This is a genomic window from Pedococcus soli (assembly GCF_054782575.1).
Map to the genome: position 1 here is coordinate 1,085,699 of NZ_BAAGSF010000004.1, position 13,595 is coordinate 1,099,293.

Annotated in this window: 12 protein-coding genes and 2 tRNA genes; 7 read left to right on the forward strand and 7 right to left on the reverse strand. The window is 70.2% G+C overall.

Annotated features, from left to right (window positions below; genetic code table 11):
* Positions 1-130 precede the first annotated feature (130 nt).
* From araB to ACYVKF_RS11220, 7 genes are all read left to right on the forward strand, one after another.
* Complete coding sequence (gene araB, locus ACYVKF_RS11190) at positions 131-1,804, forward strand: ribulokinase (RefSeq protein WP_056916315.1); 1,674 nt, start codon at positions 131-133, stop codon at positions 1,802-1,804.
* Positions 1,801-2,493 (forward strand): L-ribulose-5-phosphate 4-epimerase, encoded by a 693-nt coding sequence (locus ACYVKF_RS11195; protein ID WP_460966463.1) that lies wholly within the window; start codon positions 1,801-1,803, stop codon positions 2,491-2,493. The genes araB and ACYVKF_RS11195 overlap by 4 nt, the downstream gene beginning before the upstream one ends.
* Positions 2,490-3,995: an L-arabinose isomerase gene (araA, locus tag ACYVKF_RS11200; protein WP_460966464.1), complete on the forward strand. Its 1,506-nt coding sequence runs from the start codon at positions 2,490-2,492 to the stop codon at positions 3,993-3,995. Before ACYVKF_RS11195 ends, araA begins: the two co-directional genes overlap by 4 nt.
* A 93-nt stretch (positions 3,996-4,088) precedes the next feature.
* Positions 4,089-5,183: a multiple monosaccharide ABC transporter substrate-binding protein gene (gene chvE / locus ACYVKF_RS11205; protein WP_460966465.1), complete on the forward strand. Its 1,095-nt coding sequence runs from the start codon at positions 4,089-4,091 to the stop codon at positions 5,181-5,183.
* Positions 5,184-5,350: 167 nt separating this feature from the next.
* Complete coding sequence (gene mmsA, locus ACYVKF_RS11210; RefSeq protein WP_082553252.1) at positions 5,351-6,883, forward strand: multiple monosaccharide ABC transporter ATP-binding protein; 1,533 nt, start codon at positions 5,351-5,353, stop codon at positions 6,881-6,883.
* An 84-nt stretch (positions 6,884-6,967) separates the two neighbouring features.
* Positions 6,968-8,302, forward strand: a complete 1,335-nt coding sequence (gene mmsB, locus ACYVKF_RS11215; RefSeq protein ID WP_460966930.1) for a multiple monosaccharide ABC transporter permease — start codon at positions 6,968-6,970, stop codon at positions 8,300-8,302.
* Between the two features lie 29 nt (positions 8,303-8,331).
* Positions 8,332-9,255, forward strand: a complete 924-nt coding sequence (locus ACYVKF_RS11220) for an NADP-dependent oxidoreductase (protein WP_460966466.1) — start codon at positions 8,332-8,334, stop codon at positions 9,253-9,255.
* Positions 9,256-9,312: 57 nt separating this feature from the next.
* Here the strand turns inward: ACYVKF_RS11220 and ACYVKF_RS11225 are convergent.
* From ACYVKF_RS11225 to ACYVKF_RS11255, 7 genes are all read right to left on the reverse strand, one after another.
* Positions 9,313-9,386, reverse strand: a tRNA-Asp gene (locus tag ACYVKF_RS11225).
* Between the two features lie 19 nt (positions 9,387-9,405).
* Positions 9,406-9,478, reverse strand: a tRNA-Glu gene (locus tag ACYVKF_RS11230).
* 96 nt (positions 9,479-9,574) lie between these two features.
* On the reverse strand, positions 9,575-9,949 hold the full coding sequence (locus ACYVKF_RS11235; RefSeq protein WP_056916321.1) for a GntR family transcriptional regulator: 375 nt from the start codon (positions 9,947-9,949) through the stop codon (positions 9,575-9,577).
* Positions 9,946-10,998 carry a PHP domain-containing protein gene (locus ACYVKF_RS11240; RefSeq protein ID WP_460966467.1) on the reverse strand — a complete coding sequence of 351 codons (1,053 nt, stop codon included), beginning with the start codon at positions 10,996-10,998 and terminating at the stop codon, positions 9,946-9,948. The genes ACYVKF_RS11235 and ACYVKF_RS11240 overlap by 4 nt, the downstream gene beginning before the upstream one ends.
* Before the next feature lie 15 nt (positions 10,999-11,013).
* The gene (locus ACYVKF_RS11245; RefSeq protein ID WP_460966468.1) at positions 11,014-12,456 is read right to left on the reverse strand and encodes a GuaB1 family IMP dehydrogenase-related protein; all 1,443 of its coding nucleotides are present in this window, start codon (positions 12,454-12,456) and stop codon (positions 11,014-11,016) included.
* Positions 12,457-12,502: 46 nt separating this feature from the next.
* Positions 12,503-13,342, reverse strand: coding sequence for an oxidoreductase (locus ACYVKF_RS11250; protein WP_056919323.1), 840 nt, complete (start codon positions 13,340-13,342; stop codon positions 12,503-12,505).
* The gene (locus ACYVKF_RS11255; RefSeq protein ID WP_056916325.1) at positions 13,339-13,569 is read right to left on the reverse strand and encodes a hypothetical protein; all 231 of its coding nucleotides are present in this window, start codon (positions 13,567-13,569) and stop codon (positions 13,339-13,341) included. The genes ACYVKF_RS11250 and ACYVKF_RS11255 overlap by 4 nt, the downstream gene beginning before the upstream one ends.
* Positions 13,570-13,595 lie beyond the last annotated feature (26 nt).

A 13,595-nucleotide genomic window follows, 5' to 3' on the forward strand; every position in this document is an offset into this window, starting at 1 on the left:
CGTCGCCCCCGAGGTGTTCGTCCACCTCGCTCGACGGGAAGTTCGAGCGAAACCCTTGACATGCAGGGCGGTGTTAGCGCTAACTTCTGCACAGCGTTAGCGCTAACACCGACTCGACGAGGAGTTCACGATGGCCCAGCCGGAAGCCCGGGAGACCCATGTGGTCGGTGTCGACTTCGGCACCCTGTCCGGTCGGGCCCTGGTCGTCCGGGTCAGCGACGGCGCCGAGCTCGGGACCGCCGTCGCGACCTACCCCCACGGGGTCGTCTCGGAGGTCCTGCCCGGCAGCGGCGAGCAGCTCCCCCCGGAGTGGGCGCTGCAGGTGCCCACCGACTACGTGCACGTCCTGCGCACCGCGGTCCCCGAGGCGCTCGCAGCGGCCGGGATCGACCCGGGCAGCGTCGTGGGCATCGCCACCGACTTCACCGCCTGCACGATGCTCCCCGTCACCTCGGACGGGACGCCGCTGTGCGAGACCGCCTCCGGGGCGTCCGAGAAGCACGCCTACGTCAAGCTCTGGCGCCACCACGCGGCCCAGGCGCAGGCCGACCGCATCAACGTCCTCGCCAAGGAGCGCGGCGAGCGATGGCTGCCGCGCTACGGCGGCCTGATCTCCTCGGAGTGGGAGTTCGCCAAGGGTCTGCAGATCCTCGAGGAGGCCCCCGAGGTGTATGCCGCGATGGCCCACTTCGTCGAGGCCGCGGACTGGATCGTGTGGCAGCTGTGCGGTACCTACGTCCGCAACGCCTGCACCGCCGGGTACAAGGGCATCTACCAGGACGGGGAGTACCCGTCGCGCGAGTTCCTGACCGCCCTCAACCCGGAGTTCGCCTCCTTCGTCGAGGACAAGCTGGCCCACCGGATCGGGCAGCTCGGCGAGGCCGCGGGCTCGCTGACCGCGGAGGCGGCGCGCTGGACCGGGCTGCCGGAGGGGATCGCCGTCGCGGTCGGCAACATCGACGCCCACGTGACCGCCCCGGCCGCCCAGGCGGTCGACACCGGACAGATGGTGGCCATCATGGGCACCTCGACCTGCCACGTCATGAGCGCAGCGGTCCTGCGCGAGGTCCCCGGGATGTGTGGCGTGGTCGAGGGCGGGATCGTCCCCGGCCTCTGGGGCTACGAGGCGGGGCAGTCCGGGGTCGGTGACATCTTCGGCTGGTTCGTCGGCAACGGTGTGCCGCCGGAGTACCACGCCGCAGCCGCCGAGCGCGGCCTCTCGGTCCACGAGCACCTGACCGAGCTCGCGGCCCGCCAGCCGATCGGTGGGCACGGTCTCGTGGCCCTCGACTGGCACAGCGGCAACCGTTCGGTGCTGGTCGACCACGAGCTCTCGGGACTGGTCGTCGGCCAGACGCTGGCGACCCGGCCGGAGGACAACTATCGGGCGCTCCTCGAGTCCACCGCGTTCGGCGCGCGCACCATCGTCGAGACGTTCGCCCACTCGGGCGTCCCCGTGACCGAGTTCATCGTCGCGGGCGGGTTGATGCGCAACGAGCTCCTCATGCAGATCTACGCCGACGTCCTCGGTATGCCGTTGTCGGTCATCTCCTCCACGCAGGGCCCCGCCCTGGGTGCCGCGATCCACGCTGCGGTGGCTGCCGGGGCCTACCCCGACATCCACAAGGCCGCCCAGGCCATGGGCGGGCGCCGCGTCGCGGCATACGAGCCGATCGCGGCCAACGCCGCCGCGTACGACGAGCTGTACGCGGAGTACCGCGCCCTGCACGACCACTTCGGGCGGGGCGGGACCGACGTGATGCGCCGGTTGCGGGCCCTCCAGCGGCGGGCGGTGGGGGCATGACGACCATCCCCGGCACCGTCCGCGCGACGGTCGACCGGTTGCGGGCCGAGGTGGCCGAGCTGCACGCCGAGCTCACGCGCAACCAGCTCGTGGTGTGGACCGCGGGCAACGTCTCGGCGCGCGTCCCGGGCGCCGACCTTCTCGTGATCAAGCCGTCCGGCATCTCCTACGACGAGCTGACCCCCGAGGCCATGGTCGTCTGCGACCTCGAGGGCCGGGTGGTCCAGGGTGACGGCTCGCCCTCCTCCGATACCGCGGCCCACGCCTACGTGTACCGGGAGATGCCGGAGGTGGGCGGCGTGGTCCACACGCACTCGACCTACGCGACGGCGTGGTGCGCCCGACGCGAGCCCATTCCCTGCGTCCTGACGATGATGGCCGACGAGTTCGGCGGCGACGTCCCCGTCGGTCCGTTCGCCCTCATCGGCGACGACTCCATCGGGCGCGGCATCGTCTCGACCCTGCGAGGGCACCGGTCGCCGGCCGTCCTCATGGGTGGCCACGGCCCCTTCACCATCGGCGCCTCCGCCCGCGCGGCGGTGAAGGCGGCCGTGATGCTCGAGGACGTGGCCCGCACCGTTCACGTCGCCCAGCAGCTGGGGCGGACCTGGCCCCTGGACCAGGCCGACGTCACCCAGCTCTACGACCGCTACCAGAACGTCTACGGACAGAAGGACACCACACCATGACCGCGACCCCTGCACACGTCTGGTTCCTCACCGGGAGCCAGGGCCTCTACGGGGACGACGTCCTGGCCCAGGTGGCCGCCCAGTCGGCGACGATCTCGGACGCGCTCGCGGGTCACGACGGCATCATCGCCGAGGTCGTGGCCAAGCCGGTCCTCACCGACGCCGACGCCATCCGGCGGGTGATGCTCGAGGCCAACAGCGACGACAGCTGCGTCGGGGTCATCGCCTGGATGCACACCTTCTCGCCCGCCAAGATGTGGATCTCCGGACTCGAGCGGCTCCAGAAGCCGTTGCTGCACCTGCACACCCAGGTCAACCGCGACCTGCCCTGGGCCAGCATCGACATGGACTTCATGAACCTCAACCAGGCCGCGCACGGCGACCGGGAGTTCGGGTACGTCCAGTCCCGGCTCGGGGTCACCCGCAAGACCGTCGCCGGCCACGTCAGCGACCCGGCCGTCCTGGCAGGGGTGGCCGCGTGGAGCCGGGCGGCCTGCGGTCTCGCGGCGGTGCGGTCGTTGCGGCTGGTGCGCTTCGGCGACAACATGCGCAACGTCGCGGTGACGGACGGTGACAAGGTCGAGGCGGAGCGCCGGTTCGGCGTCTCAGTGAACACCTATGGCGTCAACGACCTCGTCACCGTGGTCGACGCCATCGGCGATGCCGACATCGACGCGCTCGTCGCCACCTACGCCGACGAGTACGACGTGGCCGCGCCCCTGCGCGCGGGCGGCGAGCGGCACGACTCGCTGCGGTATGCCGCGCGGATCGAGCTGGGCATGCGACAGTTCCTCGTCGAGGGTGGCTACGGGGCGTTCACGACGAACTTCGAGGACCTCGGGGGCCTGCGCCAGCTCCCCGGCATCGCGGTCCAACGCCTCATGGCCGACGGCTACGGCTTCGGCGGCGAGGGCGACTGGAAGACCTCGGTCCTGCTGCACGGGCTCAAGGTCATGGGCCGCGGCCTGCCTGGCGGCACGTCCTTCATGGAGGACTACACCTACCACCTCGCCCTGGGCGCGGAGCTCATCCTGGGCGCGCACATGCTCGAGGTCTGCCCCTCGATCGCGGCAGCCCGCCCGACGGTGGAGATCCACCCGCTCGGCATCGGTGGGCGTGAGGACCCGGTACGCCTGGTCTTCACCGCTGCCCCGGGCTCCGGCTTCACCGTGGGCATGGCCGACATGGGAGACCGGTTCCGGTTGGTGGCCAACGACATCGAGGTCGTGACGCCCCCCGAGGACCTTCCCCGGCTGCCGGTGGCGCGAGCCGTGTGGCGCCCGCAGCCGGACCTGCGCACCTCCACCACGTCGTGGCTCATGGCCGGCGGCCCCCACCACACGGTCCTGTCGACCGCGCTGGACCGGGAGCACCTCGAGGACTTCAGCGAGATGGCGGGCGTGGAGCTCGCCCACATCGACGCTGACACCACCGTGCGCGGCTTCGGTCGCGAGCTGCGGTGGAACAACGCCTACCACCGGCTCGCCCAAGGGCTCGCCTGATCGGAAGCCGTTGCAGGACAACTGAATACGCACAACATCTGGATCAACCGGCACAAGGGCAGGTTGGCCTGCACAAGAATGGAGCACACAGTGGTGCGCAGAATCGTTGCGGTCGTAGCGGCCGGGGCCCTGGCCTTCGGCCTGAGTGCGTGCGGTCGCCAGACCGACACCGGGGGTGCCGCCAAGAGCGGCTCGACCGGGAAGGGGACGATCGGGGTCGCCATGCCGACCAAGACGTCCGAGCGCTGGATCAAGGACGGCGACTACATCAAGTCCCAGCTCGAGGCGGCCGGCTACAAGGTCAACCTCCAGTACGCCAACGACGACATCCCGACTCAGGTCACCCAGGTCAACGACATGGTGACCAAGCAGAACCAGGTCCTGGTCGTCGCCTCGATCGACGGCACGGCTCTCAAGGGCGCCCTCAAGGAGGCCAAGGACGCCGGCATCCCCGTGATCGCCTACGACCGGCTGCTTCGTGACACCGACGCCGTGGACTACTACACGACGTTCGACAACCTCAAGGTCGGCAAGCTGCAGGCCGAGTCCCTCCTCGAGGGGCTCGCGGCCAGCGACGCGCCGAAGCCGTGGAACGTCGAGGTCTTCGCCGGTTCGCCGGACGACAACAACGCGACCTTCTTCTTCAACGGCGCGATGCAGGTCCTGCAGCCGAAGATCGACGCCGGCGAGATCAAGATCGCCTCGGGCGAGACCGCGTTCAAGACGGTGGCCACCCTGCGCTGGGACGCCGCGGTCGCCAAGAAGCGCATGGAGAACCTGCTGACCAAGTCCTACTCCAACAAGGACGTCAACGGGGTGCTGTCCCCGTACGACGGCCTCTCCCGCGGCATCATCGCGGCGCTCAAGGGCAGCGGCTACGGCAGCGGTGGAAAGACCCTGCCGGTCGTCACCGGGCAGGACGCCGAGCTCGAGTCGGTCAAGTCGATCCTCGCGGGCGAGCAGTACTCCACCGTCTTCAAGAACACCCGTGACCTGGCGCAGGCCACGGTGAAGATGATCCAGGAGATCGCCGACAAGAAGACCGTGACCGTCAACGACACGTCCTCGTACAACAACGGTGTCAAGACCGTGCCGACCCAGCTGCTCGAGCCGGTCTCGGTCAACAAGGACAACGTCTCGAAGGTCCTGCTGGACGCGAAGTACTACACCGAGGACCAGCTCAAGTAGCCGGTCACCACTGAGGCCCGGTGGCGGCGGCACGTCTCCGCCGCTGCCACCGGCACTCCCCGGGCCACCCGGTGGCAGCGGCACCATGCAGCCACTGCCACCGGGTTCCGCCCAGCACCTCTCCCGGGACCGCGCGGTCCCACCCGACGATGCGACGAGGCATGCCGATGACCAACCCCATCCTGTCGATGCGGTCCATCACCAAGGAGTTCCCGGGAGTCAAGGCACTCTCGGACGTCAGCCTGGACGTCCAGCGCGGCGAGATCCACGCGATCTGCGGCGAGAACGGCGCCGGGAAGTCGACCCTGATGAAGGTCCTGTCCGGGGTCTACCCGCACGGCACCTACCTGGGCGACATCGAGTTCGAGGGGAGCCCCTGCGAGTTCAAGGGCATCCGCGAGAGCGAGGCCGCGGGGATCGTCATCATCCACCAGGAGCTCGCGCTCGTGCCCGAGCTCTCGATCGTGGAGAACCTGTTCCTCGGCAACGAGCAGAGCCGGGCCGGGGTCATCAGCTGGAACGCCGCGCGACAACGAGCCCTGGAGCTCCTCGCGCGGGTGGGCCTGCAGGAGGACCCCGCCACCCCGATCCGGAGCATCGGCATCGGCAAGCAGCAGCTCGTCGAGATCGCCAAGGCCCTGGCCAAGGACGTGAAGCTGCTCATCCTCGACGAGCCGACCGCCGCGCTGAACGACACCGACTCCCGGCACCTGCTGGACCTGCTCCTCGGGCTGAAGGCCAAGGGCATCACCTCGATCATGATCTCCCACAAGCTGAACGAGATCGAGGAGATCGCCGACTCGATCACGATCATCCGCGACGGGCGCACCATCGAGACCCTCGACGTGCGACGTGGCGAGGTCAACGAGGACCGCATCATCCGCGGGATGGTCGGCCGCGACCTCGACCACCGCTTCCCGCCGCACGAGTCCACCGTGGGGGAGACCCTGCTGGAGATCCGCGACTGGACGGTCGCCCACCCGGACGACTCGTCCCGCCTCGTCGTCAAGGGCGCCTCGATGACCGTGCGCCGCGGCGAGATCGTGGGGCTCGCAGGCCTGATGGGCGCGGGCCGCACCGAGCTGGCGCGCAGCGTGTTCGGGCAGTCGTACGGTCGCAAGGTCACCGGCGAGCTGCTCAAGGAAGGCAAGCCGGTCAAGGCCAACACGGTGCAGCAGGCGATCGACGCAGGCCTCGCCTACGTCACCGAGGACCGCAAGAGCCTGGGCCTCAACCTGCTGGACAGCGTCAAGGTGTCGATCACCTCTGCCGGGCTCAAGAAGATCCGGCGCAGGGGACGGGTCGACGAGCACGCCGAGGTGGTGGCAGCCAACCGCTACCGCACCAGCATGAACATCAAGACGCCGTCGGTGGAGGCGGGCGTCGGCAAGCTGTCGGGTGGCAACCAGCAGAAGGTCGTCCTCGGCAAGTGGATGTTCACCGAACCCGACGTCCTCATCCTCGACGAGCCCACCCGCGGCATCGACGTCGGGGCCAAGTACGAGATCTACGAGATCATCAACCAGCTCGCCGACAGCGGGCGTGGCGTGCTCGTGATCTCCTCCGAGCTGCCCGAGCTGCTCGGCCTCTGCGACCGCATCTACACCCTCTCCGCGGGCGTCATCACCGCCGACGTCCCCCGGGCCGAGGCAGACCAGGAAGTCCTCATGCGTTTCATGACCCAGCGAAAGGCAGATTGAGCCATGGCCACCCACACCGCACCCCCGCGGACGGAGGAGCGAGCGGCTCCCACCACCTCGCTGGCGGTCGAGATCCGTCGCACGATGAGCGGCAACATCCGCCAGTACGGGATGATGATCGCGCTCCTGCTGCTCGTGGTGATGTTCCAGATCTTCACCGACGGACTGTTCCTGCAGCCGCGCAACGTCACCTCCCTGCTCGTCCAGAACGGCTACATCCTCATCCTGGCCATCGGGATGGTCATGGTGATCATCGCCGGGCACATCGACCTGTCGGTCGGGTCCGTCTCGGCGTTCGTGGGCGCGACCGTCGCCCTGTCGATGCAGCGGTTCGACCTGCCGTGGCCGGCCGCGATCCTGCTCGGCCTGGCGCTGGGCATCCTCGTCGGGGTGTGGCAGGGCTTCTGGGTCGCCTACGTCGGGATCCCCGCCTTCATCGTCACGCTGGCAGGCATGCTGCTCTTCCGCGGCTTGGACCTGATGATCCTCAACGCCGAGAGCATCCCCGTCCCCGAGTCGTTCCAGAAGATCGCCAACGGCTACCTGCCCGAGATGGGGCCGGTGACGGGGTACCACAACCCCACGCTGGTCCTCACGTTGCTCGCGGTCGCCGTGATCGTCTGGCTGGAGCTCAAGAAGCGGGCCGACCTGCGCACCTACGGGATGGTCGTCCCCCGCATGGCGCTCACCATCGTCAAGCTCGTCGTGGTGTGCGGCCTGCTCATGACCTTCGGCCTGCTCCTGGCGTCGTACAAGGGCGTCCCCGTGGTGGGCCTGATCCTCGGCGCACTCATCATCTTCTACACCTTCGTCACGCAGCGGACCGTCCTCGGCCGCCACATCTACTCCGTGGGCGGCAACGCGAACGCCGCCCGCCTCTCGGGCGTCGACACCCGACGGGTCGACCTCTTCGTCATGGTGAACATGGGTGTCCTCGCGGCGATCGCCGGCATGGTCTTCACCGCCTACCTCAACGCCGCCAACCCCAAGGACGGGGTCAACTTCGAGCTCGATGCCATCGCCGCCGTGTTCGTCGGTGGCGCGGCGGTCGCCGGCGGTGTCGGCACCGTCACGGGGTCGATGATCGGCGGACTGGTCATGGGCGTGCTCAACCTCGGTCTCGCCAACATGAGCGTCGACTCGAACTTCGTCCAGATCATCAAGGGCCTGGTCCTGCTGGGCGCGGTGGCCTTCGACGTCTACAGCAAGTCGCAGGGGAAGCCGAGCTTCATCGGGATGCTCATGAAGGGCTTCGGCGGGCGCAGTGGCCCGGCGGCGGCCACAACGGCGTCGCCGACTCCAGTCAGGGCGGACGAGGTCGCCACCCCGACGGGGGTGACCCACGTGGCCCGACGGCGGGAGGAGGGCCTTCCCGAGGGGCTCGACCGGGCGAGCGCGGACGAGCGCCGCCCGGAATAGCCCCCGGGGCCGTCGCCGTTGTCGCAGGCATGAAGGCCATCACCTACGCCGAGTACGGCGACCCCAGCGTCCTCACCCTGTCCGACGTCCCTGACCCGAAGGTCGGCCCGGGGGAGGTCCTGATCCGCGTGCGCAGCGCGTCGGTCAACCCCGTCGACTGGAAGATCGTGGCCGGCTACCTCGACCCGATGATGAACGTTGAGCTCCCCGCCATCCCCGGCTGGGACGTCTCCGGTGTCGTCGAGAAGGTCGGCTTCGACACCCCTGAGTTCGAGGTCGGCGACGAGGTCATCGCCTACGCCCGCAAGGACTGGGTCCACGGTGGCACGTACGCCGAGCTCGTCACGGCTCCCGCGCGCACGGTCGCGAAGAAGCCCAAGGCCCTCGACTGGCACCAGGCCGCCGGCCTCCCGCTCGCCGGCCTCACGGCATACCAGCTGCTCACGCGGCTCGGCACGAAGGCGGGCGACACGGTCCTCGTGCACGCCGCGGCCGGGGGCGTGGGCATCCTCGCCGTCCAGATCGCGACGTCCCTCGGGGCGCGCGTGATCGGCACGGCCTCCGAGAAGAACCACGAGTTCCTGCGCGGCCTGGGTGCCGAGCCCGTGACGTATGGCGACGGGCTGGCCGAGCGGGTGCGTGCGCTGGCGCCCGACGGCGTCGACGTGGTGGCCGACTTCGTGGGTGGCGTGCTCGACACGACCAAGGCGGTCCTCGCCGACGGTGGTCGTCACGGGTCCGTCGTCGAGGCCGAGGTGCTCGAGGAGGGCGGTCTCTACCTCTGGGTGCGCCCGAACTCCGACGACCTCGCGGCCCTGGCCGACCTCGCCGATGCGGGGAAGCTCACCGTCCCGGTGGCCGACGTGTTCCCGCTGGCCCAGACGGCGGACGCGTTCACGACCAGCGCGGGCGGCCACGTCCGCGGCAAGGTCATCATCGAGGTCAGCAGCTGACCAGCCGGAGACGCAAGAAGGCCCACACTCTCGTGTGGGCCTTCTTGTTTTCTCGAGCGACCCCGACCGGGCTCGAACCGGCGACCTCCGCCGTGACAGGGCGGCGCGCTAACCAACTGCGCTACGGGGCCTTGGTGGTGCTGTGGTGCGTATCCCCAACGGGATTCGAACCCGTGCTACCGCCGTGAAAGGGCGGGGTCCTGGGCCGCTAGACGATGGGGACCGAACGAACGGTCCCTCGCCGCTAGCGAGCAGCAGCTCGGATCCGTCGAGGACTCGGAAAGCATAGGGGTTGAATGCCGTGAACTCCAAAACGGGGTCAGCGGCGAGCCTCGGAGAGGGCCGATCGCACGATCGCGAGCACGGCCGCGTCGTCCGCCCCGGCCTGGACGGCGCGCTCGGCGAGGGCGTCGGCGAGGTGGCGCAGCGCGACCTCGGCGGCCTGCGCGCTGGGGGCGACGACGGTGCCGGCGCGGCTGCGCGAGACCACCAGGCCCTGCGCCTCCAGCTCCTTGTAGGCGCGGGCCACCGTGCCCGGTGCCAGCTGCAGGTCCGCGGCCAGGCCGCGCACCGTCGGGAGCTTGTCGCCCTCGGCGAGGGCGCCGGAGGCGATGAGGTCGGCGAACTGCTCGCGGACCTGCTCGAACGGGGCGATGCCGGCCGCGTCGTCCACGGTGATGCGCGGGGCGCTCACGCGTCGCCCCGGGTCCAGGCCAGCAGCCGGTCCACGTCCCACGTCGTGACGATGCGGTCGGCGGGCACACCCAGACGGTCGGCCCGCTCGCAGCCGTAGGCCTTCATCTCGAGCTGGCCGGGGGCGTGCGCGTCGGAGTCGACGGCGAACAGGCACCCGATCTCCATGGCCATCAGGAGCAGGTCGTCAGGCGGGTCCTGGCGTTCCGGGCGGCTGTTGATCTCGACCGCGGTCCCGTGCTCGGCACAGGCCTCGAAGACGGCGCGGGCGTCGAAGTCCGACTGCGGACGGGTTCCGCGGCTGCCCTCGACCAGGCGGCCGGTGCAGTGGCCGAGGACGTTGACGCGGCGGTTGGAGACGGCGGCGACCATCCGCTTCGTCATGGGTGCGGCGTTCATCTTCAGCTTGGAGTGGACGCTCGCGGTGACGAGGTCGAGCTGCGCCAGCATGGCCTCGGTCTGGTCCAGCCCGCCGTCGTCGAGGATGTCCACCTCGATGCCCTTGAGCAGCCTGAACCCGTCGCCCAGTGAGGCGTTCACGGCCTCGACGACCTTGAGCTGCTTGGTCAGGCGCTCGACGGTCAGGCCGTTCGCGACGCGAAGCTGCGGCGAGTGGTCGGTGAGGACGAGCCACTCGTGGCCGAGCTCGACGGCCGTGAGCACCATCTCCTCGATGGGGCTGCCACCGTCGGACCAGCTGGAGTGCGAGTGGCAGTCGCCGCGCAGGGCCGCGAACAGGTCCTCGCCGCCGCTCACGAGGGGCTTCGCCTTGTCCTGCAACGTGTCCAGGTAGGCCGGCAGCTCGCCGGCGACCGCTTCGGCGATCACCCCGGCAGTGGACTTCCCGATGCCGGACAGGTCCTGCAGGGTGCCGGCCGCCGCCCGCTCGGCGAGCTCGTCCGAGGGGGTCTCACGGACCGTGACGACGGCCTTGCGGAACGCTTCGACACGGTACGACCCCGCCCGCTCCCGCTCCAGCAGGAACGCGATGCGTCGAAGCGCCTCGTCGGGCGCGACAGGGGCCGAGAGCGGGGTGACTGTGGCAACCACGGGTGGATCCCTTGCTCACCAGGACGTGTGCAGCGGTCGGCCCTCGGCGAACCCCGCGGTGCTCTGCAGCCCCACGACCGCACGCTCGGCGTACTCCTCGACGGTGCGCGCACCGGCATACGTGAAGCTCGAACGCACCCCGGCCACGATCTGGTCGATGACGTCCTCCACGCTGGGGCGGGCCGGGTCGATGAACATCCGTGCGGAGGAGATGCCCTCCTCGAAGAGGGCCTTGCGAGCCCGCTCGTATGCCGTGTCCGTCGCGGTCCGGTTGCGGACCGCGCGGCTCGAGGCCATGCCGAAGGACTCCTTGTAGCGGCGGCCGCGCTCGTCGGTGTAGAGGTCGCCGGGGCTCTCCAGCGTCCCGGCGAACCACGAGCCGATCATGACGTTGGAGGCGCCGGCAGCCAGGGCGAGGGCGACGTCGCGCGGATGGCGCACCCCGCCGTCGGCCCAGACGTGCTTGCCGTGGTTGCGGGCCTCGGCGGCGCACTCGAGGACGGCGGAGAACTGCGGCCGGCCGACCGCGGTCATCATGCGGGTGGTGCACATGGCGCCGGGTCCGACGCCGACCTTGACGATGTCGGCACCGGCCTCGATGAGGTCGCGTGCCCCGGCCGCCGACACGACGTTGCCGGCCGCGACGGGCACTTGCGGGTCGAGCGCGCGGACGGCCCTGAGGGCGTCGAGCATCTTCTCCTGGTGGCCGTGCGCGGTGTCCATGACGAGCAGGTCGACCCCGGCGTCGAGCAGGGCGGTGGCCTTGGCCGCGACGTCACCGTTGATGCCGACCGCGGCGGCGATGCGCAGGCGGCCACGGGCGTCGGTGTTGGGGGAGTAGAGGCGGGCGCGGAGGGCGCCCGCGCGGGTGATGATGCCGACGAGGTTGCCCGCGGCGTCGACGACGGGCGCCACGTGGTGGTGCGTCGTCGCCAGCAGGTTGAAGGCCTCCTCCGGGTCGGTGCCGTCGGTGACGAGAACGGGGTGGGCCGTCATGACCTCGCCCACCTGGGTGAACCGGTCGACCCCGGTGAGGTCGGCCTCGGTGACGACACCGATCGGGCGCTTGCCGGACTCGTCGACGACGACCGCGGCGCCGTGCGCCCGCTTGGGCAGCAGCCCCAGCGCGGCCCCCGCGGTCTCGTGGGCGGACAGGGTGATCGGGGTGTCGTGGACGAGGTGCCGGGACTTGATCCACGAGGTCACCTCGGTCACGACGTCGACGGGGATGTCCTGCGGGATGACCGTGATCCCGCCACGGCGCGCGACGGTCTCGGCCATGCGGCGGCCGGCGATCGCGGTCATGTTGGCGACGACGAGGGGGATCGTCGTTCCACTGCCGTCGGCGGTCGACAGGTCCACGTCGAGCCGGCTCGTGACGTCCGAGCGGCTCGGGACCATGAAGACGTCGTCGTACGTCAGGTCGAACTGGGGCTGGAGACCGTTGAGGAACTGCACGCCGGAAGTCTAGGCGTGAAGGCCGTCCGGCCCCGGTTCGTGCTCGCTATCCCTTGAACTGCTGCCGGACGATGCCGTCCCAGACGCGGTCCCCACCGAGCGTGCGGGCGGCGATCATGGCGCGTGCGGCGGGCGTGATGACGTACCGCGACCGGGGGCTGCTCGACTCGACCGCCTTGAGCACGGCCCGGGCCACCGACTCAGGCCCCGTGGCCAGCCTCGGGTTGGCGTACCCGCTCGCGGTGGCCCTCGCGCTCGCGGTGAGCAGCGCGGCATACGGGGAGTCGTCGTCCACCGTGGCGGCGTCGGAGGTGAGGGCCGTCTCCTCGAACCTGGTCCGGATCAGGCCCGGTTCGACGAGGCTGACGTGGATGCCGAAGGGGCGGACCTCGTTGCGCAGGGCGTCGGTGATGGCCTCCACCGCGTACTTGGTCGCGTGGTAGTAGCCGCCCACCGGCCAGGTGAACCTGCCACCCATCGAGCCGATGTTGACGATGCGTCCGGCGCGCGCCTCGCGCATCGCCGGGAGGACCAGCTGGGTCAGGCGGGAGAGGCCGAAGACGTTGGTCTCGAACATCATCCGCACCCGGTCGAGGTCGGTCTCCTCGATGGTGCCGTACTCGCCGTAACCCGCGTTGTTGACGAGCACGCCGACCCGGCCGTGCTCGGCCTCGACGGTGCGGACGGCCTCCGACATGGAGTCCTCGGACGTGACGTCGAGGGGCAGGACGCGCGCGCCCGCGGCCTCGAGCCCGGCGAGGGTGTCGGTGCGGCGGGCCGTCGCGTAGACGGTGTGCCCGGCCTTGACGAGGAGGTCCGCCGTTGCCGCGCCGATCCCCGACGAACAGCCGGTGACGAGGACCGCACCGGTGGGGGAGGCCGTCACTTGAGGCCCTCCTGCTTCGCTGCGGCGCGCCGGACGATGACGCGTTCGGCCAGGGTGAAGACGCCCCACCCGACGGCGAGGCCCGCGACGAAGACGACCCACTCGTTCACGCCGGGGACGAACTTCTCCAGCCCGCCGCGGACCAGCAGCAGGCTGCACAGGCCGAGCAGGAAGGGGACGACGAACGGTCGACGGGTGGCGGTGCGGTCGCCGGGTGCGGTGTTCATGGCACCAGTGTGACCGATGGGTGGCT